This window comes from Streptomyces sp. ADI95-16, assembly GCF_003721495.1.
GTDB lineage: Bacteria > Actinomycetota > Actinomycetes > Streptomycetales > Streptomycetaceae > Streptomyces > Streptomyces goshikiensis.
Window position 1 is genome coordinate 696474 of sequence record NZ_CP033581.1, and the last position, 26060, is coordinate 722533.

Consider the following 26060-nt stretch of genomic DNA (forward strand, 5'->3'; position numbering starts at 1 on the left):
CTCTGGAGAGCTACGGGGGAGGACGGCTCCGTGGTGGGACGCGGGCCGGGGCGGGACCGTGGTGCCATCTCCTTGGGCGAGAGGAGAACACACGGTGACCAATAATGATCACGTGCCCGACACCACGACGACCGCGGCGGACAGGTTCGGCTTCCGTTCCCTGCGGGCCGACCTGTGCACGCGACGCGCCCAGCCGATGCCTCCGCTGTCCTGGCCGCGATGGCTGCGATGGCTGCCGCAGGTGCTAATCGTCCTCGCCGCCGCGGCGCTGTCGGCCACCGGCGCGGACGCGACCGCGACGGCACTGGCCGCGGGGCACGCGGCGGTGCTGGTCGTGGGGCTGCGCAGGCCGGTGCCGGCGTGGTGGCTGTCGACGGGGTTCACCGTCGCCATCGTGGTCGGCCATCCGCCCACCCACGACAACCGGCTGTGGGTGTGGGTGGTGAACGCCGGGGCCCTGTTCCTCCTCTCGCTGCGGGTCCCCATACCCTCGGCCGCCGTGGCGGCGCTGCTGAGCGCCGTCCTGCCGGTGGCCTTGAAGGCGACCGGATGCGCCGTCGGGTCGTGGACCTGGCCCGCCGGTGTCCTGACCATCTACGCCCTGGCCGTACTCGTCGGCTCCGTCGCGCGGGCCCGCCGTGAGGACCGGGCACGGCTCGTCGAGCAGATCGCGGTCACCGCGCAGGAGCGGGCGCTGCGCACCGTGCTGGAGGAGCGCGCCCGTATCGCGCGCGAGCTGCACGATGTCGTCGCCCACCACATGTCCGTCATCTCCATCCGGGCGGACGCCGCGCCCCACCGGGTTCAGGACCCGCCGCAGGAGCTGGTCAGGGAACTGGCGTCGATCCGTGCGAACGCGCAGGAAGGCCTGGCCGAACTGCGTCAGATGCTGGGGCTGTTGCGTTCCCCGGCCCCCGGCGAGAGCCCGGAGGGGACGGCCCCGCAGCCCTCGCTGGCCCAGCTGGACACGCTGCTGGCCAATGTGCGGACCGCGGGACTCGCGGTGACCTCGGAGGTCCGGGGCGAACGCCGGCCGCTGCCCGCGGGGGTGGAGCTGTCGGCGTACCGGGTCGTCCAGGAGGCGCTGAGCAACGCGCTGCGGCACGCGCCGGGTGCCGAGGCCGTGGTCCGGCTGTCCTACGCCCCGGCCGAGCTGCACCTGTGGGTCGTCAACACGCCGGCGGCGCGGGCTGCCGCGCCCTCTCCCGGCGCGGGGCACGGTCTGACCGGCATGCGGGAGCGCGTCGCGATGCTCGACGGCGACTTCTGCGCGGGCCCCGCCCCGGGCGGCGGTTACGCGGTCACCGCGAGCCTGCCCGCCCCCGATTTCTCCGCCGCCCCCACCACCGACAGGGAAGCCTCCCCATGACGATCCGCGTGATGATCGCCGACGACCAGGCCATGGTCCGCGAGGCGTTCTCCATCCTGCTCGGCGTCCAGAGCGACATCGAGGTCGTCGCGACGGCCGAGGACGGCAGCGACGCCGTGGCCAAGGCGGAGGAGCTGCTGCCCGACGTGATCGTGATGGACATCCGCATGCCCGGCGTCGACGGCATCGAGGCGACCCGCCGGATCACGTCCCGGCCCGGATCGGGCGTGAAGGTCCTGGTGCTGACCACCTTCAACCTGGACGAGTACGTGTACGAGGCGCTGCGCGCCGGGGCCAGCGGGTTCCTCCTCAAGGACGCCTCGGGTCTCCAGCTGGCCGAGGCCGTCAGGGTGGTGGCCCGTGGGGAGGCGTTGCTGTCCCCCGACCTGACCAAGCGGCTCATCGCGGAGTTCGCCCGGATCGGCGGGGCGGAAAAGCCGCCGACCGGGGTGCGGATCGGCAAACTGACCGACCGTGAGAACGAGGTGCTCCGGCGGATCGCCCAGGGGCTGTCCAACGCGGAGATCGCCGAGCGGCTCGTCGTCGCCGAGGAGACGGTCAAGACGCACGTGGGCCGCATCCTGCACAAGCTGCAGCTGCGCGACCGTACCCAGGCGGCCGTCCTCGCCTGGGAGAACGGTCTCGTCACTCCTGGCGCCTCGGGGCTCTAGCAGGGGCCGGCGGGGTCCCTCGCGGGAGCTACGCGGGAGGTTGGCTCCGGCGGGGGACGCTCAAGGGGGTTCCCGGGGGCGAAGTTTGTGAGGCAGCAGGTGGAGGCCGGTATCGCCTCCCGATCCCACAACACCTCGCAGGAGCCCTTCATGCCTCTACGCCAACGCCCGGTGCCGAGCTCACCGCCCGCGCCGGGACCGGTCAGGCGGGTCGGCCGCGTCGTCGCCGCCGTGGTCGCTTCGGCCGTGGCCTTCCTGGTCGGGGCGGTGGTGCTGGGTGCGTACGTACCGGCCGTCCCGAAGGCCGGCGTGATCGGCCCGGTCCTCGGCGGCCAGTACCCGTTCCAGGTGGCGGTCATCGCCCTCGTGGGATCGGCCCTGGCCTGGCTGGCCTGGCGCGGCGGTCTGGTGCGCTGGGGCCGTGCGCTCACCGTGGTCACCGCGCTGTCGGCGGTCGGCGCGCTGGTCATCGGCGGCGTGCAGCTCGCCGCCGCCCGGCAGGCCGGCGTCGACGTCTCCTTCGGTGAGGTGTTCAGCCGGCTCTCCTACCCGGACACCGCGCCGGACACCACGGCCACGTACGCCAGCCCGGACGGCAGACCGCTGAAGGCCGACCTCTACCTTCCGAAGAAGGCATCGGGGCGGTCCTCGGAGACGGCGCCCGCCATCGTGCTCGCGCACTCCGGCGGGTTCCACACCTTCGACAAGAGCGACCTGCGGGGCACCGGCCGCTGGCTGGCCGACCACGGCGTGGCGGTCGTCGCCGTCGACTACCGGCTGGCCTCCCCCGGGCAGCCCACCTGGGACAAGGCGCCGCAGGACCTGGTGAGTGCCGTGGGCTGGGTGCAGCGGAACGCCGCTCAGTACGGGATCGACGCCTCCCGGGTCTCCCTCGGCGGCACGTCCGCCGGTGGCACGCTCGCGCTGAACGCCGCCTACCGGCTCCGGGCGGGCACGATCTCTCCCAGCGCGGGCGCAATGCCCGTACCCGTGGACCTCGTCGTCGGCTTCTACCCCGGCACCGATGTGGCCCGGATGTGGGAGGAGGATGTCGCCGGTACCCGCGAGGCGGCCGAACTGTTCACCGGAGGCACCCCGCGGCAGTATCCCGAGCGCTACCGCGAGGTCTCTCCCACCACCGGCATACGCGCCGGCCTGCCCCGCACCCTGCTGGTGGTCGGCGACCGGGACCGCAGCGCCCGGCCCGAGAGCGTGACCGGCTTCGGCGCCGCGCTGCGCGCCGAGGGCGTCGACACCATGGTGAAGACCCTGCCGTTCGCCGAGCACGCCTTCGACGACGCGTACGGCAGCCTCACCGCTCAGACCAGCCGCCAGATCCTGCTCGACTTCCTCACCGGGCCGCGGACGGCCTAGGGCTTGTCTTTCGGATCAGGCCGGATCAGGGAGCGGGGTCTGGTGCGTGCGATCGCAAGGCGGAGGAGGGAGCCAACGCGGAGCGTTGGCGACCGACGACAACGCGGCGAGCGTGCGTGCCAGACCCCGCGAGCCCGGCCTGATCCGAAAGACAAACCCTTAAGCCGACTGCTCCGGTTCCGACGCGGTGATCACCGCGAAGGTTCCGCCCTGCGGGTCGGAGAGGACGGCCATCCGGCCGGCGGCCATGTCGAAGGCGGGGGCCTTGACGCTGCCGCCGGCCCGCACCGCGGCGGCCTGGATGCTGTCGACGTCATCGACGTGGAAGTAGGGCAGCCAGTGCGGCGGGACACCGGGCGGCATCGAGGAGAGGTCCATCATTCCGCCGATCGCGCGTCCCCCCACGTTGAATTCGGTGTACCCCTGGGCGCCCGGCATCTGGGACGGGGCCGGGCTGATGGGGAGTACGGCCGAGTAGAACGCGGCGGCGGCGTCGGTGTCCGAGGTGCTCAGCTCGTTCCAGATCAGCGCGCCGTGCTCGTTGACGATGCCGGCGCCGTCGAAGGAGCCGGCCTGCCAGAGGCCGACGACGGCGCCGGTCGGGTCGGCGATGACGGCCATCCTCCCGAGTTCCATGACGTCCATCGGGCCCACCATGACGCTGCCGCCCGCGTCGGTGACCGCCTTGAGGGTGGCTTCGATCCCGTCGGTGGACAGGTACGTCGTCCACACGGTCGGTGGCATCGGGTCCGGCACGGTCCCGTCGGGGTTCATCGCCTTCATGATCCCGGCGACCGGCTTGCCCTTGAGCTGACAGACCGAGTACCCGCCGGTCTCCGGCGGGCCGACCTCGCCCTGCCAGCCGAACAGGTCGCTGTAGAAGTCGAGCGCCGCCTGCTGGTCGGGGACCATCAGATCGACCCAGCAGGGGGTGCCGGGCTTGTAGGGGCCGTTCATGTCGGGCACGGATGCCTCCGGATTGGTGGGGGGGGGAAGGACGGGCCATCCCCTGACCGGGCCGTAGGGACCGAATCGGGCCGTACGGGTGACGCGACGGCCGTCGCCACCGCGGGCGGAGCCGGTGGGTCCGGGCGGCATTCGTCGCCGGAATCAGGGCTGGTCGTACCAGGCGAATGCCGCGATCCGCCAGCCCTCGGGGGTACGGACGAACTGGATGGTCTTGGTTCCGCCGCCCTCGAAGGCCTCACCGTCCAGAATCCCCGACTTGCGGTATTCGCCGAAGCGCGACGCGATGTCTCCCGCGATATCGGTCCGTTCGGAGGTCTCCCACTCGGAGAATTCGACCATCCGGCCCCCGCACAGCAGCCGCCGACGCGGCTCGATGAACTCGTCCACGGTGTACGCCGCGAACTCCGGGCCGGTCTTGACGATCACACCACCCGGTAGGAGCAGCCTCCGGATCCGGTCCAGGTCGGCGGCCTTGCCGCCCCGGTTGTCGAAGGCACCGAAGAATTCGGCGGTCACCGCGTCGATCTCGCCCTTGGACATGGCGCGACGGTAACACGCTCCCGAATGGCTCCGCTTGGGTCATCAGGTGGCGCGGCCGTATCGGACCCGCTCGCTCCAGATCCTCTCCAGCCGGACGCGGGTGCCGGGCCGCGGGGCGTGCCAGATCCTGTCGTGGCCCGCGTAGATGCCCACGTGGGTCATGGTCGCGCCGCGCGGAAAGAAGACCAGGTCACCCGGTAGGCGGTCGGCCTGCCGAATGTGTCTGGTGTGCTGGTACTGCTGGTTGGCGGTCCGTGGAAGCCGTCTGCCCGCCTTGCGGAAGGCGTAGAGGATCAGGCCCGAGCAGTCGAACCGGTTGGGCCCCGTCGCCCCGTACGCGTACGGGGAGCCCTGTTTGGAAGCGGCCACCGCGACGGCTTGGACGCCATATCGGCCGGCCGCTTGGGCCGGGGCCGCCGGGCCGGTCAGCGTACCGGCCGCCATGAGCGTGACGAGGGAAAGGGAAGCGAGAGTCCTGGGGGGAACGGCGAGGGGAAACGTGTCCCTCCGGGCCTTGCGGAATTCCGTCCTGGAGCTGGGCACCGTGCTACCTCCGTAATCACTTACAGGCAACAGTCAGATCGCTGAGGAGATCCGGTTTCGTGTCGGCTTGTGTCGTGGCTCCCAATGGCCGTCCAGTCTTCTCCGATCTGCTGCGCCCAACCCCATCGGACACGAGGAACTTTGTCCCGTTTTTACACCAAGTGCTAAACAATAGTTAGGACCGCCATTCCTGAATTCAGCCCGGAGACCGCCGTTTGGGTCATTCCCGACGGCCACGCCCCACGGCCCGTCGAGACCCCGCGTGGCGGCGGCCCGCATCCGGATGATCCCTGCCACCCGGCCCGGCAACTCCCGTACGGCCACGGCGACAAGTTCCGCGACCGCGCGAGCCCGGGGCCAATTGGCCGTATCACAAACGGACTCCGCCCCCTCCTGCATCCAACGGGCGGCGCGTCAAGTCGACTTGGGATCGTGGCGTTCCAAGCAGTATGCCCCATTCCGGGGCTTTCCGCCCCGCTTCCGGGTCAACATGAGCACCACACGTATGCGTACGTACGACACAGGGGGAAGGCCCATGAGAAGGGTGACGGCCGCCGCCGGCGCGTCCGCCGCCGCCTGCAAGCCGGCGCTGACCGCGCTCGGGGCGCCGCCCGGGGCGGAGGCTGCCGGGCCGAAGGAGGGCGTGCGCGCCCTGGGTCGCGGCGCCCTGTCGGTCGGCTCCTCCCGGGGCAAGCCCGTCTACTGGACCGGCACGACGGTGCACCGGGTCCCGATGCCGGACGGCCGAGTGGACGGCGCGCCGGTCGGTACACGCCGTACGGGACCCGTGGAGTTCCCCCCCCATCCGGTCGTGTGGCCGGGTGACGGCGGCCCGGCGCGGGTCCTCCCGCAGGCCGGCACGGGGGCCAACGACAGCTGGGTGACCGGCGTCTCGGACGACGGCACCCTCGTCGGCGGTGAGTGGTACGGGCCCGGCCACCAGTGGACCGCCTGGGTGCGGGCGGCCCCGTACGGCACCCCGGGCTCCTCGCCGGGCCGCCTCAGCACCCACCCGTCGGCGGGCTTCGAGGGGATCAGCCCCACCACCCGTACGGCGGTGGGCTCGGCCCGCTTCCACCCGGAGGACGACGGGGCCGACCAGCCGTGCCGTGGCCGGGTTCGGGCCCGGTGCCGGCACTCCCCCGGCTGGCCGCCGGGAAGACCTCGGAGGCCGTGGCCGTGGCCGTGTCCGACGACGACCGGGCCGGCGGCAGCGCCTCGGGCGGCGGGCGCCTCCCGCCGACGTCCCGGATCCGCCGGTCAGGGACGGCCTGGTGGCCCCGGTCGCGCCGTCCGCCCGGCGGTGGGGACGAGCTGGCCGGTGGCGGCGAGCGCGAGCCGGGAGAAGAGGGTGCCGGAGAACCCGAAGAGCAGGGCGACGGCGAGGGAGATCGGCTGCGCGGGCGCGCCCCACGAGTTGTGCAGGAACACCTGGCCGAGGAGGTTCAGCTCCGGATCGGCGAGCATCCGTACGAGGAGCAGCCCGCCGGGGGCGGCCAGCGCGCCGCCGACCGGCGCGAGCACGAGGACGCCCCAGGACGTAGGCCGCTGCGAGCGCATCACGCCGATGAGCGGCGACAGGAACCCGCCCAGGCCGCCGAGGAGCATGGAGAGCCGGTGGTCGAGCGCGAGCCCGAGCAGCAGCACGGCGGCGATACCGGTGAGCGCCAGCCAGAGCGCGATGCGCTGGTGCTCGTACTCACGCTCGAAGTCGTCGTCCTCCTGCCGGTGGAGGTCTTCCGTGGCGGCGATGAGCAGGGCGCGTTCGGCCGGGGCGTCACCGGCGTGCGCGGCGAGTTCCGTCCCGAGGGAGTTGTTGACCGGGTCGGGGTCGGAGGCGAGGCGCAGCCGGAGGGCGAGGATGCGGAGCGTGATCTCCTCCGGGTGCTCCAGGCGCAGGAGTTGGGTCTCGGCGTGGTGCAAGGCCCGCCAGGCGGCGGCCAGTTTGGACAGGGGAATGGCGATGACCGCGCGTTGCGGCAGCAGGCGCCAGACGACCTGTCCGCCGACCCCGAACCCGTCGAGCCGCTCGTTGACCGCCTTGAGGACGGCGGACTTGGCCACGGCGGACTTGGCGGCGGAATCGGTGGAATCAACGGATCCGGTGGACTCGGTGGATTCGGGGGATATCGTGGCGGCGAGGACCGCGGCGCGCGCCCGGCAGTCGTGTACGCGCGCCTGGAACAGGCGGTAGCGCGGTGCGCCGATCAGCCCGCGGCTGGTGATGTACACCACCACGAGGTAGCAGGCGCAGACCAGCCAGAGCGCCCAACGTCCGTCCTGTACGACACGTTTCCACACCCGCGTTCCCCCTCGACGTCGTCCGTTCGGATCCGTCGGCCGACAGGGTTATCTTCCGCAGGCCGGGGGCCCGTCAAACGGCCTCGCCGGGGTTCAGCTCCATTCGCCCGGGGGCACGAGGGGCCGGTCCAGCGGGAATTCGGGTACGAACGGGAAGTAGTCGCCCGACGTGCCGGACGGGACGACCGTGTAGCTGCCCTCGGGGAGTTCGTTCCACACCCCGTGCAGGTCGCCCAGCGGCTCGGACACGACCAGCCGGGTGTCGTCGGAGACCTCCCGCAGGAAGTCGATTTCGGGGTGGAGGTGTCGTACCGTCTCGGCCTTGCTGCTGTAGAAGAGCGACCGGGTCTTGCCCTGGCTGGAATAGCGGAACGCCCACAGGCGGACGCCGTCGCTGACCGCGACCGTCATCTGCATGGGGTCCTCGACCCCGTGCTCCTTGCCGACCTGTTCCACCAGGCCCGCCATACGGGCCACGGCGCCCGGGACGTCCTGGTCGAGGCCGAAGGTGACCGCCAGGTAGAACATGACCTCGGAGTCGGTCGAGCCCTCGATGGACGAGAACAGGGCCGGGTCCACGGCCATGCACAGGTCCCGCCGCAGCCGGTGGAAGTCGGTGATCGCGCCGTTGTGCATCCACAGCCAGCGGCCGTGCCGGAAGGGGTGGCAGTTGGTCTGCTGGATCGCCGATCCGGTGGACGCGCGGACATGGGCGAAGAACAGGCTCGAACGGACGTGGCCGGACAGTTCCAGCAGGTTGCGATCGCTCCAGGCCGGGCCGATGTCGCGGAACACCGCCGGCGTGCCGTCGCCGTACTCGCTGTACCAGCCCACGCCGAACCCGTCGCCGTTGGTGGATTCCACGCCCATGCGCGCGTGCAGGCTCTGGTTGATCAGCGAGTGCTCGGGGCGGTAGAGAACCGCGTCGAGCATCATCGGCGAACCGTAGTACGCGAGCCAGCGGCACATCGCGATCATCCCCTTCCGGCCATTCCGAGCTTAACCGGAGGCGCTGCGGGGCGCCGCGCGCCCCGAAGCTCACGGGGGTGGTCCATGAACGCGCCGCGCCCGCCGGCCGCGTTCCGGTGCACCGGAACGCCTGGTCAGCGCAGCGGCAGGGTCACCTGGATGGTCTTGCCGCCACCGGGGAGCGGGGCGATGGAAACCTGCTCGGCGAGGAGGCAGATCAGGGGCCAGCCGAAGCCGCCCTCCGACATCGCGCTGTGGCTCTCGGCGGTTCGCGGGGACTTGTCGCTGGCGTCCGTGACGGTGATCTTCAACAGCTCCCCGTTGATCTCGGCGGCGAATCCGGTGAGGCCGCCGCCGTGCCGGACGGCGTTGGTCACCAGTTCCGAGGTGACCAGGAAGGCGTCCGCGCGGGCCTCCTCGCTGAGCGGCGGCCCGGCCGCCCCGGGGGCGGCCCCGAGGAGTTCGGCCATGAGCGCGCGGGCCTCACCGGCGCCGGAGGGAGTCCTGAGTCCCGTCCGGTGTGACGCATGCTCCCCAGGAGTCACGCCATTCACGTCCCGTAGTGGCTGGTGTTGCTGGTGCTCTCTCCCCTTCGTGTGCCCCCTCACCGGGGAAGCACACCCCGAGCGGCGTCACGGCATCCGGACGGAGCGGGTGTCGTCCGCCAGCAGGTCGAGGAGGCCCGCGATCTCGTGCCCCGCTTCCGCCGGGTGCCGGAACATCGCACCTTCCGCGATCTCGTACCGATTGCGCCTGCCGTCGCGCGAGCGGGTGAGGTAGCCGTCGGCTTCGAGATCGGCGACGATCGACTGGACCGTCCGCTCGGTGAGCTCACAAGCGGCCGCCACATCGCGGAGCCGGACGCCCGGATCCCTCGAGATCGCCACGAGCACCCGGGCGTGGTTCGTCAGGAACGTCCACGCCGGACGCCGCGTCTCATGGTTCTCCATGCCTCCATCATGCGTCGTCCCATTCGCGTGAGACAACACGCGAAATACATTTCCCGTAATTCTTGACGTAAGACAGAGCCTCGGCGCACGATCGCCTTGTCAGCGATCCACTGGGGCCAAGGGAGTCGGAGATGTCCCTCGCTCGTGAAGGTACGGCGACGACACCGCCCGGCGACGCGCAGCTGACCGTCCGCGTGGAACCGGACGGCACGGGGGGCGCGGTCGTCGTCCTCGCCGGAGAAGTCGATCTCGACCGCGCGAAGGACGTGCGCGATGTCCTGATTTCGGCACTGCGCTCCAGCCCCCGGGTGACGGTCGATCTCGCGGCCGTCACGTTCTGCGACTGCGCGGGGCTGAACGCCCTGCTGCGGGCCCGCCTGGAGGCGATGGAGTCGGGGGCCGACGGCGTCCGGCGGTTCCGGATCCACGGCATGAGCGGGCAAGTGGCCCGTCTCCTCGATCTGACCGGCACCCGGCGGTACTTCCCCGACTGCGCCGATCCGGAGGGAGCCGGCCATGACCGGCAGTGATCCCGAGCTGGTCGCGTTCGCGGAGCCGCCGGACGGCACGATGTACGTGGTCACGGCGGCGGCCGACGGCGCGCGGGCGGGGTGCCTGGTGGGCTTCGCCTCGCAGTGCTCGATCCATCCGCCGCGCTTCGTCGTGTGGCTGTCCACGGCGAACCACACCCTCCGGGTCGCCCGCGAGGCCTCCTTCCTCGCCGTACACGTGCTCGGCGGCGACCAGCGGGAGCTCGCGGAACTCTTCGGCACCGAGTGCGGCGCCCGCGTCGACAAGTTCACCCGGGTCGCCTGGCGGCCGAGCGCGGACGGGGCTCCGGTGCTGAGCGGGGCCCGCGCCTGGTTCGTCGGCCGGATCGAGCAGCGCATGGAGGGCGCCGGCGACCACGTGGGCTTCCTGCTGGCCCCCGTCGAGCAGTCGCCCGACCGGGACGCCGGGCCCGCGCCCCGCCTGCTGGCCCTGCGCGATGTGGAGGGGCTCACCCCGGGCCACCCCGCGTGACGCCGGGCCGCCAGGGAACGGCTTCAGGGAATCGGCTTCAGAGAACCGGCTTCAGGGACGGTCCCGGTCGGCCAGGTCCTCGGGCAGCTCCGGGTACACGGTGAACACGGCCTTCGCGCCGGTGATGTCGAACATGCGGGCCACGGTGGGCCCCAACGCGGCGAGTTCCACGGAGCTGCCCGTCTCGCGGGCCTCAAGCCGTCCCCTGAGCAGGATGTTGAGCCCGGTCGAGTCGCAGAACTCCAGGCGCCCGCAGTCGACCACGATCCGCTCGGCCCCCTGCTCCAGCGCCCCGGAGATCGCCTCGCGCAGCGGTTCCGCGTGGTCGTGGTCCAGCTCCCCGGCGACGGCCACCACGGCCGTACGCCCGCTCCAGCGCACGTCCACGGTGAATCGCGGACCGTCGCCGCCGGCCGTCCCGTACCCATCCACTGCCACCCGGTGCCCCGCTTCCGTTTCCGTTTCCGTCTCCGGCGGACATCAGACCCCGCAGTGAAGATACGCCTCCCCGCCCGCTTTCGCCGGGCCGACCCGGCACGCGCCGTACGCGTTTCGGCGCTGCCGCCACCGAGGGGGGAGCCAAGTCCCCGCCTGGCCGGGTGTCCGGCCCTAGGCGACGCCCTTGAGCGACGTGGACCACCAGTCGGCGACGGGGCGGTCCTCCGTCACCAGGGTGTCGGCGTGCTCGGCGACGGTGGCGACGGCGATCCTCCGGTACATCAGCTTCCGCGCGGTGCCGGGCCGGCCGTCCTGGTGGAAGACGTAGAACTCGCTCGCGCCGCCGGCGTTCTGCCGGCCCGGGACCGGGTGGATCTCCATCAGCTGCCCGATCCCCTTCAGCGACGCCTGCCACCAGTCCGCGACCGGCCGGGCCTCGGCCACGAGCGCGTCGGCATGGTCTGCGTGGTCAGCGTGGTGGCTGATCGAGATCGTCGAGTACCAGAGCCGGCCCTCGGTGTCGTAGTGGAAGAGGTAGCTCTCGTTACGGCCGTCGACCCCCTGCCGGCCGGGCACGGGCATGCTCGTGACTGGCCAGACCACGTCCTTCAGCGCCTCCCAGTGCGCGGAGACGGCGCGGTCGTCGGTCACCGGTGTGATCGTGTAGGGGGCGCCGTGGACGGTCCGGACCGTCCGGTACTTGAGCTGCTTGGTGCCCTCGTCGTGCCAGAACAGGTAGTGCTCGCTGCCGCCGTCCACCAGGTCGCGGCCCGGCACCGGGATCGTCATGAGGGGCGAGGTGACCCCCTTGAGCCCCGGCGAGTCCTCCCAGGGCCGGTCCGCGGCCACCACGGCGTCGGTGTGGGCCGCGTCGGTGCCGATGGAGATGATCCTGCGTTTGCCGTTGCCCTGGGCCCCGTACGTCACGTGGACGAGTTTGCGCGTCTCGGGGTCCATGTCGGTCGCGAACATGAGCAGCGTCGCCTCGGCGGGCGCGAGCAGGCCGGGGTTGTCGGTGTGCATGGGGGGACGTCCTTCCCGGGGGACAGATGGCCGTGACGGGCCACAGAGCACCCTAGGAGGGGCACGGCGGGCGAACCGGTTCTTCGTCCGCGTGACACGCCCGGTCCCCTCCTCGGACTCCCGCCGCTTCACCCGTGCGCCCGGCTCCGCTGGCACGGGCGACGGGCACCCGGCTTGCTGGACGAATGAGACACCCCGCACCACACGCGTCATCCGCCGGGAACCTGAGCACGCCCCGGGCCGCCGCTCTGGCGGGGATCGCCTTCGCCGTCCTGCTGGCGGCGGCGATCGCACTCGTACGGATCGCGCTGCCCGACGGGGCCAGCGGCGCGGACGTGACGCTCGCCCCCGGGCGGCGGGGCGCGCTGGCCGCGGCTCTGGAACTCGTACCGTTCGCCGGCATCGCCTTCCTGTGGTTCATGGGCGCGCTGCGCGAGAACGCCGGGGACGCCGAGGACCGTTTCATCACCACCGTCTTCCTGGGCAGCGGCCTGATCTTCGTCGGCGCCCTGTTCGCCTCCGTCGCGGCCGCCGGCACCGTGCTGGACAGCGACCAGGGCTCGCAGTTCGGCCGCCACTTCGCTTACACGCTGCTGACCACGTACGCCATGCGGATGGCTGCCGTCTTCGTGTTCGCCACCTCCACCATCGGACGCAAACTCGGCGCCCTCCCCCGCCCGGTCGCCCTGTTCGGGTACGCGGTCGGGCTGGTCCTGCTGGTGGCCGGCTCCTCCTTCCCGTGGAGCGAGATGGTCTTCCCCGCCTGGGCGCTGATCGTCAGCCTGTGCATCCTGTCCGGGCGCTCCGGGGCCTCAGGGGCCTCAGGGTGATTCACGCACGCGGCGGTCACTCCAACGGACCGGCCGGACGGGCCGGAGGCGGCCGCGCGGCGCACGCTGAGCCGGGGAGCCACGGGGCCAAGGACCCGGGGGCCGTCGAAAGGACCGCACCTTGCTGAGGCTTGTCGTCGATCTCAACCGATGCCAGGGATACGCGCAGTGCGCCTTCCTGGCGCCCGATGTCTTCGCGATGCACGGGGACGAGGGGCTGCTCTACGACCCGGAGGCCGAGGACGCCCAGCGGGCGCGGGTGGCCCAGGCCGTCGCGGCCTGCCCCGTCCAGGCGATCCTCGTGGACGAGCTGGACCTGGCCGCCGCGTCCGGCGCCGGGGAGGCCTCCCATGCCTGACGGGGTCCTGGAACACCTCAAGCGCGAGGGCCGGATCGTCGTCGTCGGGGCTTCCCTCGCCGGCCTGCGGGCCGCCGAGACCCTGCGCGACAAGGGCTTCGCCGGTTCGCTCACCATGATCGGCGACGAGCCGTACGAGCCGTACGACCGCCCGCCGCTGTCCAAGCAGGTGCTGCTCGGCCGGGCCGACGCCGACCGGACCGCGCTGCCGCGGCGCCGCGAGATCGACGCCGAGTGGCGCCTCGGCGTACCGGCCGCCGGCCTCGACATGGCGGCCCGGCGGGTCAAGCTGGCCGACGGCGACGAGGTGCCGTACGACCGGCTGCTCATCGCCACGGGTGTACGCGCCCGGCCCTGGCCGAACGAGGCCGAGGCGGAACTCGAAGGCGTCTTCGTACTGCGGACCCGGGACGACGGCGCGGCGCTGGCCCGGCGGCTCGACGCCGGACCGCGCCGGGTCCTGGTCGTGGGCGCCGGGTTCACCGGCTCCGAGATCGCCTCCGCCTGCCGTGAGCGCGGGCTGGAGGTGACCGTCGCCGAACGCGGGGACGCGCCGCTGGTCGGCGCGCTGGGCGGGGTCATCGGGGCCGTCGCCGCCGAACTCCAGCGGGAGAACGGGGTCGATCTGCGCACCGGCATCATGGTCACGGCCCTGGAGGGCGATTCCACCGGGCGGGTCCGCGCCGCGCACTTCTCCGACGGCACCACCCTGGAGTGCGACGTCGTCGTCGTCTCGCTCGGCGCCCAGCGCAACACCGAGTGGCTGTCCGGATCCGGGCTCGGCGCCGGCCCGCGCGGCATCGCCTGCGACGCTGGCTGCCGGGCCTTCGACATCCGCGGCATCGTCACCGACGACATCTTCGTCGCGGGCGACGTCGCTCGCTCCCCGCACCCGCTGTTCGGGTACCAGTTCCTGTCCCTGGAGCACTGGGGCAACGCCGTCTCCCAGGCGGAGACCGCGGCCCACAACATGCTCAGCGAGAGCACCGACCGGCGCCCCCACATCTGGGTGCCGGCGTTCTGGTCCTCCCAGTTCGGGGTGAACATCAAGTCCGTCGGCGTGCCCCCGATGGGCACGGAGATCATGATCGCCCAGGGCTCGCGGGCCGAGCGCCGTTTCACCGGTGTCTACGGCTACCAGGGCCGGATCATCGGGGCGGTCACCTTCGACAACTGCCGCTGGCTGCAGTTCTACCAGCAGCAGATCGAGGCCACCGCCCCCTTCCCGCCGCCGTTCCCCACCGTGGACCGGCGCCCGGAGGGGCAGAAGGCGCTGCCGGCGGACTTCCCCGACCCGTCCGTGCCCACGCACGGGCCGACCATCACCCTCAGCGGATATTCGCCGGCCGACCGGCGGATGACCTTCACCCCCGCCGGGCACTGACCCGACCGCCCTCCGGAGGACCCGGCATGAAGCACGGCATCCTGACCGACATCCTGGACTACTCCAACCGCGCGAACCCGTACCCGCTGTACGAGGAGCTGCGCAAGACCCCGGTGTTCCACGACGGGGACGGCCCGTACGTCATCAGCACCTACTTCGACATCCAGAGCCTGCTGCACGACCCGCGGCTCAGCTCCGACGCCCACAACCTGGCCGCGACGGCCGGGGATCCGCTGGCCGAGAGCGGGGAGGAGGGGGCGGCGGCGCTGCCGCCGAGCTTCCTGAAGCTGGACCCGCCGGAGCACGACCGGCTGCGCCGGATGACCAACCGGCCGTTCGGCCCCCCGCACTCCCCGCACCGGATCGACGGGATGCGCGACGACCTCCGCGGCATCGTCACCGGTCTGATCGACAACCTCGGCGACCCGGGGCGGATCGACCTGGTCGACCAGTTCTCGTACCCGTTCCCGGTCACCATGATCTGCCGGCTGCTCGGTGTGCCGCGCGAGGACGAGGCCCGCTTCCACGTCTGGGCCGACACCCTCGCCGCGAGCCTGGACCCCGACCCGGACGCCGATCCGACGGAGCGGGACAAGACCACGCACGACGCCCGCATGGAGCTCGGCATGTACCTGGCCGGGCTGATCGAGGAGCGGCGCAAGGACCCCAAGGACGACATGCTGTCGCAACTGGCCGTCGCGCACGGCGAGGACGGCTCGATGAGCACCATGGAGCTGCTCAGCACCGCCGCCCTGCTGCTCATCGCGGGCCACGAGACCACCGTCAACCTGATCACCAACGGGATGCTGACGCTGCTGCGCAATCCGGACGTGCTGCGGCAGCTGCGCGAGACCCCGGGGCTGGTGGTGCCTCTGGTGGAGGAGCTGCTGCGGTTCGAGCCCCCGGTGCAGCTGCTGCCGCAGCGCACGCCGCTCGTCGACATCGAGGTCCGGGGGGTCACGATCCCCAAGGGCTCCTCGATGTGGCTGATCCTCGCCTCCGGCAACCGGGACCCGCACCGGTTCGAGGACCCGGACCGCTTCGACCCGTACCGCAAGGACATCCAGCACCTGGGGCTCGGCAGCGGCATCCACAGCTGCTTCGGCGCCCCGCTGGCCCGGCTGGAGGCGCAGCTCGCGCTGAGCGAGCTGGCCCGGCGCCTGGAGAACCCGCGCCTGATCGAGGACCCGCCGCCCTACCGGCAGAACGCGGTCCTGCGCGGACCGCGCCACCTGTACGTGACCTGCGACGGGATCCGCCCCTGAGCGGTCCGGCGGCGGCCCGGCGGCCGTCCGGCCGGGGTGGTGCGCGGAGTTCACCCGGGCGGCGCCGGCCGCCCCGCGCGTCGCCGCGCCCGGGCGTCTGGTGGGGGCGGCAGGGCATATGTAATGTCACATCGCATGACCTCTCGCATCATGCCCTTACGGCGCGCCGCGTCCGCCGCGGCCCTTCTCGCCACGGTCCTCCCCCTGGCCGTCACCTCGCCCGCCCACGCGGACGGCGGCTCCTCCCCCTGCCGCACCCCGGTGTCCGTCGCGCTCGACGCCGAACAGGCGCGGCTCGCGGACGCGCGGACCACCGCGCTCGTCGAGCGCGCCGGATTCACGGACTTCGTACGGCGCTTCCCCGCCGCGCTGTGCGGCGTACGGAGCGAGGACGAGGCCGGCCGGCTGGTCGACTCCTGGGGCGAGGCCCTCTGGCAGGCCGCCGTGCGCCGGGCCCAGGGGCAGCGGCCCGGCGGCGACCTCCCGGCCGGGGACGACCGGCCGCTCTACTGGGCGCGCGTGGCCATGACCGCCGGACTCGCCCGCTGGGAACCGGGGTTCGCCCTGGACCGGGCCGCGCTCCGCGGCCGCTTCGAGGACGCCTCCCGCGGTCTCACGAACAACGCCTTCCGGACCGCACCAGGCGTCCGGCGCGTGTTCATCAGCGGGTTCGACCCCTTCGGGCTCGATGCCGAGATCCGCCGGGCCAACCCCTCCGGCTCGGCCGCGCTCCAGCTGAGCGGCCGCCGCGTCACCCTCGCCGACGGCAGCAGCGCCGAGATCCGCGCCGTGGTCCTGCCCGTGCGGTACGCCGACTTCGACGCCGGCATCGTGGAGCGGGCATTCACCCCGAGGCTGGCGGGCGGCCCCGGGGCGGCGGACGTCATCACCAGCGTCAGCCAGGGCTACCCCGGCATCTTCACCCTGGAGGACTGGGCGGGGCGGGCCCGCTCGGCGGACCCGTACCCCGACAACAACCGCGCCCTCTCCGGGGGCACCCGCGAGCACCCGGTCACCGCGCCCGGCCTGGGCCCCGGGCCGGAGTTCATCCGCACCACGCTGCCCGCCGCCGCGGTCACCGCCGCGGTGCGGGGCCCGTACCCGGTCCTCCTCAACACCGAGGTCACCGAGATACCCGCGGGTGGCACGGCGCCCGTCGACCGGGCCGACGGTCCCACCCCCGGCTCGCGGGCCGTGGAGGGCGGTGGGGGCGGCTACCTGTCCAACGAGGTGGCGTACCGCTCCAACCGGCTGCGCGCCGAGCTCGCCCCGCGACTGCCGGGCGGCCACCTGCACACCCCGGTGCTCACCGGGCTGCCCGCCGACCAGCAGCTGCTGACCGGCCCCGAGTTCGAGCGCAACGAAAGCGCGATCACCGCCGAGGTCCGCGCGATCCTGGAACACGCCGCCGCCCGTCCGTAACGGCCGGGCCGGCGCGGGGGTGCCGGGGTGCCACACCGGCCCACCTGCGGTGCCGTCGGATGCCATGGGGCAGGATGGCAGCCCGTTCCGGATGTGTGCGTACGCCCGAACGGAGCTCCAGGCACGACGAACTGACAGGTGACAAGGTGACGACACACCTCATACGACGGCCGGCACCGCCCGCCGCCACTCCCCCGGTCCGGCGCGGAGCGGAGGGCGTCCGTTGAACCGGGAGCTCCTCCTGCACGACTGGCTGGTGGCCGGCATCGCGTTGGCCGCGGGAGCCGCCGCCGGGCTGTTGCTGCGCGCCCTGATGCGGTGGCTGGGGCGGCACGCCGAGCGCACCCGGTGGCGGGGCGACGACGTCATCGTCGACGCGCTGCGCACCATCGCGCCCGGCGCCGCCCTGATCGCCGGCGCCGCGGTCGCGGCGACGACCCTGCCGCTCACCGCGCGGGTCGAGGGGTTCGTCAACCAGTCGCTGACCGCGGTGCTCATCCTCATCGCCACGCTCAGCGCGGCGCGCGTCATCGCGGGCCTCGTCCAGTCCGTGGCGGGGGCGCGGACCGGGGTGGCCGGGTCGGCGTCCATCTTCGTCAACATCACCCGCGTCGTGGTCCTCGTGATGGGCGTGCTCGTCGCACTGGAGACGATGGGCGTGTCCATAGCGCCGCTGGTGACCGCTCTCGGAGTCGGCGGTCTCGCGGTCGCCCTCGCCTTGCAGGACACCCTCGCCAACCTCTTCGCGGGCGTGCACATCCTCGCCTCGAAGACCGTGCAGCCCGGCGACTACATCCGGCTCAGCAGCGGCGAGGAGGGTTATGTCGTCGACATCAACTGGCGCAACACCGTGGTGCGCAACCTGTCGAACAACCTCGTGATCATCCCCAACGGGCGTCTCGCGCGGACGAACATGACCAACTTCACCCAGCCCGAGCAGCAGTTGTCGATCTCGGTGCAGGTCGGGGTGGGCTACGAGAGCGACCTGGAGCACGTGGAGCGGGTCACCCTCGACGTGGTCGACAGCGTGATGGCCGACATCAACGGCGCGGTCCCCGATCACGAAGGGGCGGTCCGCTTCCACACGTTCGCGGATTCCCGGATCAACTTCACGGTGATCCTGGGCGTCGGCGAGTTCAGCGACCAATACCGGATCAAGCACGAGTTCATCAAGCGGCTGCACCAGCGGTTCCGGGCGGAGGGCATCTCCATCCCCGCCCCGACCCGGACGGTCGCCGTTCACCGGGACGAGTTCCAGGCGGCGCCGTCCGCGCCGGTCCCCCACCAGCGCGACGCGCCGCCGTCGCTGCTCTCGGACGGCGGCCGGTAGGGGCCCCCGGCCCTCCGGCCCGGCCGCACCCCGCGGCGGGCGGGGCCGGGCCGGTGCCCCGTCGGCCGATCCCGGGGGAGGTGACCCCCTGTGACCCGAACGGCCGCGTGCCCGGCCCCGCCCGGTGCTCGTTGGACGGGCGGACGCGCCGCGCCACCGCTGGAACGCCTTGAGCCCGAGGGAGTGCCCCCATGCCCGTTGACCCGACCGACCCGGACACCTTCGAGGACCACTTCCGGGAGGTTCGCGACGCGGACGCCCCCGAGGTGGCGGACGGCGACGCGGCCGAGCAGGCGCGCGTGGTCATGCTCGACGAGGACGACTACCGCTAGGCGGCTCGCGGGGCTCGGGGTCCTCGGAGGGCTCGGGGTCCTCGGGGTCCTCGGAGCGCAGCAGCAGGAGCGCGATGTCGTCGGTGCGGGGCGCCCCGCGGTCGGAGTGGCCGATGAGCTCGTCCGCCAGGTCGTCGAGCGGCTGGCGCTCGGGGGCCGCGGTGATCAGGGCGCCGACCTCACCGATGGCCTCCTCGATGTCCCTGCCGGGGACTTCGACGAGGCCGTCGGTGTAGAGGGCGAGGAGGGTGCCGGGGGCGAACGGCACGTCGACGGCCGTGTAGGAGGCCTCGGGGTCGATGCCCAGGAGGAGTCCGGGCGGCAGGCCGAGCATCTCGGCCGTCCCGCGGGCGTGGCGGAGCAGGGGCGGCGGGTGACCGGCGGAGGCCAGCTGGGCGCGCCGGGCGGCGAGGTCGATGTGGACGTACAGACAGCTGGTGAAGAGTCCCGGTTCGAGGTCGGTCAGCAGCCGGTTCGTCCGGGCGAGCACCTCCGCCGGGGGTGCGCCGGCGCTGGCGTGGACGGCGGTGCGGACCTGGCCCATGAGCGCGGCGGCGCTCACGTTGTGGCCCTGGACGTCTCCGATGGCGGCCGCGACGGTGGTGTCGTCGATCCGGATGAGGTCGTAGAAGTCGCCGCCGATGTCGAGGCCGCGCGCGGCGGGCAGATAGCGGGCGGTGACCTCAAGGCTCGGGATCCGGGGCAGGACGCGGGGCAGCAGCCCGGTCTGCAGGCTGTGCGCGAGCTGGTGGGTGGTGTCGTAGAGGCGGGCCCGGTCCAGGGCCTGGGCGATGAGCCCGGCGATGGAGGTCAGGACGGCGCGTTCCCCGGGCGCGAAGGTGTGGGGGTGGGAGTAGGCGAGGACGAGGCAGCCGACGGGGCGGTTGGAGGCGATCAGGGGCAGGAAGGCCCAGGCGGCCATCCCGTCCTCGATCATCACGCTCGGGTGGGCGGCCAGGAGCTCGCCCGCGTCGCCGAAGAACAGCGGGGTCGTGGTGCTGAGGACGTGCGTGGTGGCGGCGCGGACGGGCGTGCCGTCGTAGCGGGCCATGAGCGCGGCGGGGTAGCCGCGGTGTCCGACGACGCGCAGCCGGCCGTCCTCCTCGACCAGCAGGGCCATGGCCTGGGCGCCGAATGAGGGTACGAGCTGGTCGGCGGCCTTCTCCACGACGTCCTGCGCGTGGGCGGCCTCGGTGAGGGTGGCGGCCAGCAGCATGAGCGGGTAGAGGGCGGTGGCCCGGCTGGGCGCGGGCTCCTTGGGTACGCCCGGCCGCGGGACGGCGGAGGTGGCGGGCTCGTCGGGCTCGTCGCTTCCCGGGGTGATGCGGACGCTGATGCCCGTGTCGTCCGGGTAGAGGTCGAAGCGCAGCAGTCGGCCGGTGGGGTGCGGGGTGGTGAACGTGCGGGGCAGCCGGCTGATCGCCGCGGCCCGGTAGTGGTCCTCGATGACGGGGGTGTCCATCCAGGGAAGGGCTTCCCAGGGCAGGTTTCCGAGCAGGCCGGAGACGGGTGCGCCGAGCAGGTCGGCCGCCTCCCGGGTGAGGAAGGTGATGGTGCCGTTCAGGTCGAGGGCGCAGCTCCCGCCGGGGAGGCGCCGGATGAAGGCCATGGCGGCGGCCGCCTCGGCCGGTCCGGGGGTGGGCGGCGGCAGGGGCTTCAGTACGACCGGATACGCGGCCGGACGGGCGGGCCGGCCTTCCCCGGCGGCCCGCAGCAGGATGCCCGTCAGGCGGTCGCGGGCCGATTGGAGGGCCTGGTGCTCGCGCTCGCTGAGGTGGGGTTCGTGCGAGCCCGGCCACAGGAACACCAGGCCGGCCCCCGTCGGGTCGGTGCCCGCCGCGGTCAGCGGGGCCGCCGCGAGGGCGAAGTCGTAAGGGAGGACGAGCCCGAGGCGCGGGTAGCGCCGGGCCGTGTCCTCCTGGCCCCCGAGCCAGACGAGCCGGCCCTCGCGGACCGCGTCGGCCACCGGAATGGGGTCGTCGAGCCCCACCCGGGACCAGGGGGCCGCGAACTCGCGGGAGAGCCCGGTGGTCAGCGTCAGGTGCAGTACGCGCCGGGTGGGGTCGGGGTCGGGCAGGTAGAGCATGCCGGTGGACGCGCCGGCGGTACCGCAGGACTCGACCAGCGCCTCACCCAGCTCGCGCTGGCCGGCGTCCTGATCGCGCCCCGGAAGGTTGTCCACCCCACCATGTTCCCCCGCCGCCCGCCCTCCCGTCGGGACCGGCCGTCCCGGCGAGCCCGCCGCGGCCCACCGTGGGCCGCCGCGGCCCAGCCGTCCGTGATCTTCACGACGCGGCCCGGGCCCGGCGGCGAAGGCCTCGCGCCGGGGCCGCCTCCGGCCACCGCGCGGAGCCGCCGGAAGCCGATTTCTGGAATATCCTTCCAGTTCGAATCAGGGCTTCACCACGGTCGAAGCCCGTCGTGGACCGTTCGGTCGGGGAGGGGGATCCCGTGGCGCCAGCGCGGGTCCTGTTGTTGGACGCGGCGCCCGGCGCGCTGCTGGACCGGGAGCTGGAGCGGCTGCTCGGCCACGGGCTGGCCGTCACGCTGAACCTCCGGCGGGTGACCGACGAGGCGGCGGCCCGGGCCGCGTGGGCGGGCCGGGTGGACTTCACCGACTTCGACGCCTTCGACGAGGCGGCGCTCGTCGCCGAGACCGTCCGGGACGGGATCGGCCACCACGCGGTGAAGTCCCGCGGCGGCGTCCCGCTGCGCGAGGCCTTCCTCGCGGCGGCGGCCGATCCGGCGCTGGCCCACCCGCTCCGCGTGATCGGCCGGGCCGGGGCGGGCACCGACCACGTCGACCGGGCCGCGGCCGCCCGCCACGGCGTGGCCGTCACCCACACCCCGGGCTCCAACGCGACCGCGGTCGCCGAGTTCGCCCTGGCTCAGCTGCTCACGCTGACCCGCGACCTGCCGGCGTACAACGAGGCCGCGCACCAGGGCCGTTGGAGCACACCGGCCGCTCCCGCCGTGGGGCTGGCGGAGCTGACCCTCGGCATCGTCGGGCTGGGCCGGATCGGTGTGGCGCTGGCCGAGCGGGCGACCGCGCTGGGCATGGCCGTCCAGGCCTTCTCGCGGGACCCGCGCCCCCGTCCGGCCGCGGCCCCGGTGCCCCGGGCCGCGTCCCTCGCCGCGCTGCTGGCCACGAGCGACGTGGTCTCCCTGCACCTCCCGCTCACCCCGGGGACCCGGGGGCTGATCGGCCGGACGGAACTGGCCCTGATGCGGCCGGGGTCGGTCCTGCTGAACACCGCCCGGGGTGGGATCGTGGACGAACAGGCACTGGCCGAGGCCCTGCGCGATCCGGCGGCGCCGCTCGCCGCGGCCGCCGTCGACACCTTCGCCCACGAGCACGCCGCCTTCGCCTCGCCCCTGTTCGGGCTGCCGAACGCGCTGCTCACCCCGCACGTCGCCGGGATGACACGGGGTGCCATGGCCACGGCGGCCCTGGCGTGTGCGGACCACATCGCGGCGCTGCTCGGTGGCCGCCCGGAAGGCGTCCCCGTGGTGGGCGGCTGAGCCGGAGGGGTGGCGGCGGTTCACTTTCGTCGTCACGGGTCACACCGAAAGGAGGACGTGGGGGCCGCGCCCCGGCCCGTACGGTCGGGGCATGTCCTCCTCTTCCCGCTTACCCGATTCGCTGAAGGGCCCCCTGGGCCTGCTCGCCTTCGTCCTCGTCGTGGGCGGCGCCAGTGGGCTGCTCCACGAGTGGTTCGGCTTCATCCGGTTCATGGGCTTCGTACGCTTCCTCGTCCCCGACGGTCACGAGGTCCCGGGCTACGCCGTCATGGTCGTCCTCGGTTGCGCCGCGGGCGTCCTGGGACACCGGAAAGCCGACTGACGCGCGTCGGCCGGCGGAGCCTCCCGTTCCCCGCCGGCCGATCGACACGGCCGATACTGCCGGCCCCCGGCAACGGCCCGCTAACACCCCGCTAACGCAGCCCGTTCCGATTGGCCGGGAACACACTCATTTCCCGAAATCACCCGACGTATCCTCAGCCGGGGCCGTGGACGGACGAGTGAACAGGGGTGGGCTTGCATGCAGTTCCGCGTGTTGGGAACGGTCGCCGCGGTGACGGACCACGGGGATCCGCTGCCGCTCGGCCCCGCCAAGCGGCACAGCCTGCTCGCCGTACTGCTGCTGCACCCCAACACGGCCGTCACCGTCGACCGGTTGACCGGCGCGCTGTGGGAGGAGGATCCGCCCCGGCACTCCCGGACCGTCCTACAGGGTCATGTCTCGCGACTGCGCGCGCTGTTCACCGAGTACGGAGCCGCCGCCCAGGGCATCGAACTCGTCACGCAGGGCCCGGCGTACGTCCTGCGGCTGCCCGGTGCCCTGGTGGACGCGCACCGCTTCGAGGAGTTGCTCGGCGCCGCCCGGTCGCTGCGCGAGCCGGGCGAGGCCGTGTCGGTGCTGCGGGACGCGCTCGCGCTGTGGCGGGGACCCGCGCTCGCCGGGACCGTGCGCAGCCCGCTGCTGGAGAACGCCGCGCACGCGCTGGAGGAGCTGCGGCTGGCCGCCGTGGAAGAGCTGGCGGCGGCTCACGAGCGGCTCGGCGAGCACGGCGCGGCAGCGGCCGTCCTGCGGGCCGAGGTCGCCGCGAACCCGCTGCGGGAGCCGTTGATCGCGGGGCTGATGCTGGCGCTGGGCAGGGCCGGGCGGCAGTCGGACGCGCTCGACTGGTTCCACCGCACGCGCCGGCTGCTCGCCGATCAGCTCGGCGTCGGTCCCGGAGCGGTGCTCACCGATGCGTACACCGCTCTGTTACGGGCCGACGCGGCGGAGGCGGCCGTTCCACCGGCGCCCGTGGTGGCGGGCGCGATGGCGGGCGCCGGCGCGCCGCCGGCGGCCGCACCCGACGCGGCGGTGGCCCCGGATCCGCCGGCCGGCCCCGCCCCGGCGCCCGCCCCTCCCGCCCCCGCGGCGGCGCAGTTGCTGCCGCGCCGCCCGCGCGGTTTCACGGGGCGCGAGCGGGAACTCGCGGCGCTCGACCGGGCCACGGCGGGCGCCCCCGGCCCGATCGCCATGATCACGGGCAGCGCCGGGGTCGGGAAGACGGCGTTCTCCCTGCACTGGGCGCATCTGCGCCACGCGGACTTCCCCGACGGCCGGCTCTTCGTCGACCTGCGCGGCTACAGCCCCGCCCCGGCCCGCGACACCGCCGCCGTGCTCCGCGAGTTCCTGCTCGCGCTCGGGGTCCCGGCCGAGGGGATGCCCGGTACGCCGGAGTCCCTCGGCGCCCGCTACCGCGAGCTGACCGGCCGCCGCCGGATGCTGGTGGTCCTGGACAACGCCCGTGACTCGGCGCAGGTCCGGCCGCTGCTGCCCGGCGGGGAGGACTGCGTCACCCTCATCACGAGCCGCGACCGGCTCGGGGGGCTGGTGGCCTCGGACGCCGCCCGGCCCGTCCCGCTCGCCGCGCTCCCGGCCGCGCAGTCCACCGCGCTGCTCGCCGCCGTCCTCGGCCCGGACCTGGTCGCGGCCGAGCCCGAGGCGGCGGTGCGGCTGGCCGAACTGTGCGACGGCCTGCCGCTCGCCCTGCGGGTCGCCGCCGCCCGGCTCGCCACCGGCCCGCACCGGGGGCTCGCCGCCTTCGCCGGCGAACTCTCCGACGAGCACACCCGGCTGGACCTGCTGCGGGTCGAGGACACCGGGGTCGCCGCCGCCCTCGGCCTCACCGTCCGGCAACTGCCCGAGCCCGCGCGGCGGATGTTCCACCGGCTCGGTCCGCACACGGGTGCCACGCTCGACACCTGCACCGCCGCGGCGCTCGCCGACTGCGCGCCCGCCCAGGCGGCCGCCGCGCTGGACCAGCTGGCCGCCGCCCAGCTGGTCGTGGAGGCGGGCCCGCACGCGTACGTACTGCACGACCTCGTACGGCTCTACGCGCGCAGCCTGACCCCGGGGTGCGACCGGGACGGGCTGCTGCGGCTGCTGGATCACCGGCTGCACACGCTCCTCGCGGCGAGCGCCGCCGCCGAGCCCGGCGGCGAGCCGTGCTGCGCCCTGCCGCCCGGGGCCCGGCCGGCCGTCGGGATCAGGGCGTTCGACGACCGTGCGGGGGCGCTCGCCTGGTACTCCGCCGAGCGGGACGCGCTGCGCGGCGCGGTCGAGGCCGCCGCCGCGGCGGGACTGCACGACCGCGCCTGGCGGCTGGTGCTGCTCCAGTGGCCGCTGATCGTGTGGCAGGTGCTTGACGGCTGGGTGCCGCTGCTGGAGCGGGGTCTGGCCTCGGCCGAGCTGGACGGGGATCCCGGCGGCCAGTCCCGCGCGCGGGCGCTGCTCGGCTGGGTGCTGTCCGAGGAGGGCCGGCCCGCGGAGGCCCTCGTACAGCTGGAGCGGGCGCCCGAACTCGCCGCCCTGGCCGGGGACACGGCCGGGGAGGCCATCGCCCGGATCAACCTGGCCGTCGCGCTGACGCGGTCCCGCGCAGCGGAGCGGGACGGCGCCCGGGAGCGGGACGGGGCGCACGATCGGGACGGCGCCCGGGAGCGCGCCCGGGACCTGCTGGTGCGGGCGCTCGCCCTGGCCGAACGGGCCGGGCACACCGAGACCGTGACCCTGGCCCACCAGCACCTGACGCACCATCTGCTCGCCGACGGTTCCCCCGCCGAGGCCGCCGCGCACGCGGCCCGCGGCCTGGCCCTGGCGCCGCCGCTGGCCGCGCCTCGGCGGGTGGTGCTGCGCACGCTGTACGGGCAGGCGCTCGCGGCCACGGGCCGTACGGGCGAGGCCGTCCGCCAGCTCGGTGACGCCCTGCGGGAGGCGCGGGCGCACGCCTACGAGGAGGGCGAGAAGGCCGCCCACTCGGCGCTGGCGGCGCTCGGAGTTCTGACGGACCGTTAGGGAACGGTCGTCGGGCGGGGCGCGGGAACGACGCCGGGGCGGGGCCTTCGAGGGGGTATCCACCCTATTGCGCCGACTCCCGGGGGGACTTGGGGGGCACAGGGGTGATGACGTAT

The 26060-nt window shown here is 73.6% G+C and carries 25 protein-coding genes; 15 read left to right on the plus strand and 10 right to left on the minus strand.

What is annotated here, in order from left to right; all coding sequences use genetic code 11:
• Nucleotides 1–112 precede the first annotated feature (112 nt).
• From EES41_RS03535 to EES41_RS03545, 3 genes are all read left to right on the plus strand, one after another.
• The gene (locus tag EES41_RS03535; protein ID WP_216827239.1) at nucleotides 113–1369 is read left to right on the plus strand and encodes a sensor histidine kinase; all 1257 of its coding nucleotides are present in this window, start codon (nucleotides 113–115) and stop codon (nucleotides 1367–1369) included.
• On the plus strand, nucleotides 1366–2040 hold the full coding sequence (locus tag EES41_RS03540) for a response regulator transcription factor (protein WP_123075571.1): 675 nt from the start codon (nucleotides 1366–1368) through the stop codon (nucleotides 2038–2040). Before EES41_RS03535 ends, EES41_RS03540 begins: the two co-directional genes overlap by 4 nt.
• Before the next feature lie 150 nt (nucleotides 2041–2190).
• A complete protein-coding gene (locus EES41_RS03545) occupies nucleotides 2191–3414 on the plus strand; it encodes an alpha/beta hydrolase (protein WP_164495734.1) in 1224 nt (407 codons plus the stop codon).
• Between the two features lie 159 nt (nucleotides 3415–3573).
• Here the strand turns inward: EES41_RS03545 and EES41_RS03555 are convergent, their stop codons facing one another.
• The 7 genes from EES41_RS03555 to EES41_RS03585 all read right to left on the minus strand — a co-directional run bounded on the left by EES41_RS03555 (nucleotide 3574) and on the right by EES41_RS03585 (nucleotide 9686).
• Nucleotides 3574–4371: a VOC family protein gene (locus tag EES41_RS03555; protein ID WP_123082227.1), complete on the minus strand. Its 798-nt coding sequence runs from the start codon at nucleotides 4369–4371 to the stop codon at nucleotides 3574–3576.
• Between the two features lie 153 nt (nucleotides 4372–4524).
• On the minus strand, nucleotides 4525–4923 hold the full coding sequence (locus EES41_RS03560; RefSeq protein WP_123075575.1) for a DUF4440 domain-containing protein: 399 nt from the start codon (nucleotides 4921–4923) through the stop codon (nucleotides 4525–4527).
• A 42-nt stretch (nucleotides 4924–4965) separates the two neighbouring features.
• Nucleotides 4966–5367: a C40 family peptidase gene (locus EES41_RS03565; protein WP_123082228.1), complete on the minus strand. Its 402-nt coding sequence runs from the start codon at nucleotides 5365–5367 to the stop codon at nucleotides 4966–4968.
• Nucleotides 5368–6726: 1359 nt separating this feature from the next.
• Nucleotides 6727–7767, minus strand: a complete 1041-nt coding sequence (locus EES41_RS03570; RefSeq protein ID WP_123075577.1) for a hypothetical protein — start codon at nucleotides 7765–7767, stop codon at nucleotides 6727–6729.
• Between the two features lie 93 nt (nucleotides 7768–7860).
• The gene (locus EES41_RS03575) at nucleotides 7861–8736 is read right to left on the minus strand and encodes a class II glutamine amidotransferase (protein WP_123082229.1); all 876 of its coding nucleotides are present in this window, start codon (nucleotides 8734–8736) and stop codon (nucleotides 7861–7863) included.
• A 134-nt stretch (nucleotides 8737–8870) separates the two neighbouring features.
• Entirely contained in the window at nucleotides 8871–9206 is a 336-nt protein-coding gene (locus EES41_RS03580; RefSeq protein ID WP_123075579.1) for an ATP-binding protein, read from the minus strand.
• A gap of 162 nt (nucleotides 9207–9368) precedes the next feature.
• A complete protein-coding gene (locus EES41_RS03585) occupies nucleotides 9369–9686 on the minus strand; it encodes a helix-turn-helix domain-containing protein (protein ID WP_037792573.1) in 318 nt (105 codons plus the stop codon).
• Between the two features lie 131 nt (nucleotides 9687–9817).
• On the opposite strand from EES41_RS03585, the gene EES41_RS03590 reads away from it, so the two are divergent.
• Both EES41_RS03590 and EES41_RS03595 read left to right on the plus strand, forming a co-directional pair.
• Entirely contained in the window at nucleotides 9818–10216 is a 399-nt protein-coding gene (locus EES41_RS03590; protein WP_123075583.1) for an STAS domain-containing protein, read from the plus strand.
• Entirely contained in the window at nucleotides 10203–10709 is a 507-nt protein-coding gene (locus EES41_RS03595) for a flavin reductase family protein (protein ID WP_164495735.1), read from the plus strand. The genes EES41_RS03590 and EES41_RS03595 overlap by 14 nt, the downstream gene beginning before the upstream one ends.
• A gap of 51 nt (nucleotides 10710–10760) precedes the next feature.
• Here the strand turns inward: EES41_RS03595 and EES41_RS03600 are convergent, their stop codons facing one another.
• Entirely contained in the window at nucleotides 10761–11141 is a 381-nt protein-coding gene (locus EES41_RS03600) for an STAS domain-containing protein (RefSeq protein WP_123075585.1), read from the minus strand.
• A 177-nt stretch (nucleotides 11142–11318) separates the two neighbouring features.
• Entirely contained in the window at nucleotides 11319–12170 is an 852-nt protein-coding gene (locus EES41_RS03605) for a hypothetical protein (protein ID WP_123075587.1), read from the minus strand.
• Between the two features lie 185 nt (nucleotides 12171–12355).
• On the opposite strand from EES41_RS03605, the gene EES41_RS03610 reads away from it, so the two are divergent.
• The 7 genes from EES41_RS03610 to EES41_RS41275 all read left to right on the plus strand — a co-directional run bounded on the left by EES41_RS03610 (nucleotide 12356) and on the right by EES41_RS41275 (nucleotide 19091).
• Nucleotides 12356–13000 carry a hypothetical protein gene (locus EES41_RS03610; protein WP_123075589.1) on the plus strand — a complete coding sequence of 215 codons (645 nt, stop codon included), beginning with the start codon at nucleotides 12356–12358 and terminating at the stop codon, nucleotides 12998–13000.
• 124 nt (nucleotides 13001–13124) lie between these two features.
• Entirely contained in the window at nucleotides 13125–13358 is a 234-nt protein-coding gene (locus EES41_RS03615; protein ID WP_123082231.1) for a ferredoxin, read from the plus strand.
• Complete coding sequence (locus EES41_RS03620; RefSeq protein WP_123075591.1) at nucleotides 13351–14742, plus strand: NAD(P)/FAD-dependent oxidoreductase; 1392 nt, start codon at nucleotides 13351–13353, stop codon at nucleotides 14740–14742. The genes EES41_RS03615 and EES41_RS03620 overlap by 8 nt, the downstream gene beginning before the upstream one ends.
• A 26-nt stretch (nucleotides 14743–14768) precedes the next feature.
• The gene (locus EES41_RS03625) at nucleotides 14769–16007 is read left to right on the plus strand and encodes a cytochrome P450 (RefSeq protein WP_123075593.1); all 1239 of its coding nucleotides are present in this window, start codon (nucleotides 14769–14771) and stop codon (nucleotides 16005–16007) included.
• Between the two features lie 135 nt (nucleotides 16008–16142).
• On the plus strand, nucleotides 16143–17429 hold the full coding sequence (locus tag EES41_RS03630) for a pyroglutamyl peptidase (RefSeq protein WP_254211299.1): 1287 nt from the start codon (nucleotides 16143–16145) through the stop codon (nucleotides 17427–17429).
• A gap of 223 nt (nucleotides 17430–17652) precedes the next feature.
• Entirely contained in the window at nucleotides 17653–18759 is a 1107-nt protein-coding gene (locus EES41_RS03635) for a mechanosensitive ion channel family protein (RefSeq protein ID WP_123075597.1), read from the plus strand.
• A gap of 191 nt (nucleotides 18760–18950) precedes the next feature.
• Nucleotides 18951–19091 carry a hypothetical protein gene (locus EES41_RS41275; protein WP_164495736.1) on the plus strand — a complete coding sequence of 47 codons (141 nt, stop codon included), beginning with the start codon at nucleotides 18951–18953 and terminating at the stop codon, nucleotides 19089–19091.
• Here the strand turns inward: EES41_RS41275 and EES41_RS03640 are convergent.
• Nucleotides 19063–21273, minus strand: a complete 2211-nt coding sequence (locus EES41_RS03640) for a SpoIIE family protein phosphatase (RefSeq protein ID WP_254211300.1) — start codon at nucleotides 21271–21273, stop codon at nucleotides 19063–19065. The genes EES41_RS41275 and EES41_RS03640 overlap by 29 nt on opposite strands.
• Before the next feature lie 269 nt (nucleotides 21274–21542).
• Between EES41_RS03640 and EES41_RS03645 the strand changes: the two genes are divergently transcribed.
• From EES41_RS03645 to EES41_RS03655, 3 genes are all read left to right on the plus strand, one after another.
• Entirely contained in the window at nucleotides 21543–22613 is a 1071-nt protein-coding gene (locus EES41_RS03645) for a D-isomer specific 2-hydroxyacid dehydrogenase family protein (protein WP_123075599.1), read from the plus strand.
• A 91-nt stretch (nucleotides 22614–22704) separates the two neighbouring features.
• A complete protein-coding gene (locus EES41_RS03650) occupies nucleotides 22705–22935 on the plus strand; it encodes a hypothetical protein (RefSeq protein ID WP_123075601.1) in 231 nt (76 codons plus the stop codon).
• A gap of 198 nt (nucleotides 22936–23133) precedes the next feature.
• Complete coding sequence (locus tag EES41_RS03655) at nucleotides 23134–25944, plus strand: AfsR/SARP family transcriptional regulator (RefSeq protein ID WP_123075603.1); 2811 nt, start codon at nucleotides 23134–23136, stop codon at nucleotides 25942–25944.
• Nucleotides 25945–26060: the final 116 nt, after the last annotated feature.

Excerpts from the sequence above, each read along its gene's own strand:
- EES41_RS03540 (WP_123075571.1), top strand. The coding sequence starts at position 1,366 with ATGACGATCCGCGTGATGATCGCCGACGACCAGGCCATGGTCCGCGAG.
- EES41_RS03545 (WP_164495734.1), top strand. The coding sequence starts at position 2,191 with ATGCCTCTACGCCAACGCCCGGTGCCGAGCTCACCGCCCGCGCCGGGA.
- EES41_RS03555 (WP_123082227.1), bottom strand. The coding sequence starts at position 4,371 with ATGAACGGCCCCTACAAGCCCGGCACCCCCTGCTGGGTCGATCTGATG.
- EES41_RS03560 (WP_123075575.1), bottom strand. The coding sequence starts at position 4,923 with ATGTCCAAGGGCGAGATCGACGCGGTGACCGCCGAATTCTTCGGTGCC.
- EES41_RS03565 (WP_123082228.1), bottom strand. The coding sequence starts at position 5,367 with ATGGCGGCCGGTACGCTGACCGGCCCGGCGGCCCCGGCCCAAGCGGCC.
- EES41_RS03575 (WP_123082229.1), bottom strand. The coding sequence starts at position 8,736 with ATGTGCCGCTGGCTCGCGTACTACGGTTCGCCGATGATGCTCGACGCG.
- EES41_RS03580 (WP_123075579.1), bottom strand. The coding sequence starts at position 9,206 with ATGGCCGAACTCCTCGGGGCCGCCCCCGGGGCGGCCGGGCCGCCGCTC.
- EES41_RS03585 (WP_037792573.1), bottom strand. The coding sequence starts at position 9,686 with ATGGAGAACCATGAGACGCGGCGTCCGGCGTGGACGTTCCTGACGAAC.
- EES41_RS03590 (WP_123075583.1), top strand. The coding sequence starts at position 9,818 with ATGTCCCTCGCTCGTGAAGGTACGGCGACGACACCGCCCGGCGACGCG.
- EES41_RS03595 (WP_164495735.1), top strand. The coding sequence starts at position 10,203 with ATGACCGGCAGTGATCCCGAGCTGGTCGCGTTCGCGGAGCCGCCGGAC.
- EES41_RS03605 (WP_123075587.1), bottom strand. The coding sequence starts at position 12,170 with ATGCACACCGACAACCCCGGCCTGCTCGCGCCCGCCGAGGCGACGCTG.
- EES41_RS03610 (WP_123075589.1), top strand. The coding sequence starts at position 12,356 with ATGAGACACCCCGCACCACACGCGTCATCCGCCGGGAACCTGAGCACG.
- EES41_RS03620 (WP_123075591.1), top strand. The coding sequence starts at position 13,351 with ATGCCTGACGGGGTCCTGGAACACCTCAAGCGCGAGGGCCGGATCGTC.
- EES41_RS03625 (WP_123075593.1), top strand. The coding sequence starts at position 14,769 with ATGAAGCACGGCATCCTGACCGACATCCTGGACTACTCCAACCGCGCG.
- EES41_RS03630 (WP_254211299.1), top strand. The coding sequence starts at position 16,143 with ATGACCTCTCGCATCATGCCCTTACGGCGCGCCGCGTCCGCCGCGGCC.
- EES41_RS41275 (WP_164495736.1), top strand. The coding sequence starts at position 18,951 with ATGCCCGTTGACCCGACCGACCCGGACACCTTCGAGGACCACTTCCGG.
- EES41_RS03650 (WP_123075601.1), top strand. The coding sequence starts at position 22,705 with ATGTCCTCCTCTTCCCGCTTACCCGATTCGCTGAAGGGCCCCCTGGGC.
- EES41_RS03655 (WP_123075603.1), top strand. The coding sequence starts at position 23,134 with ATGCAGTTCCGCGTGTTGGGAACGGTCGCCGCGGTGACGGACCACGGG.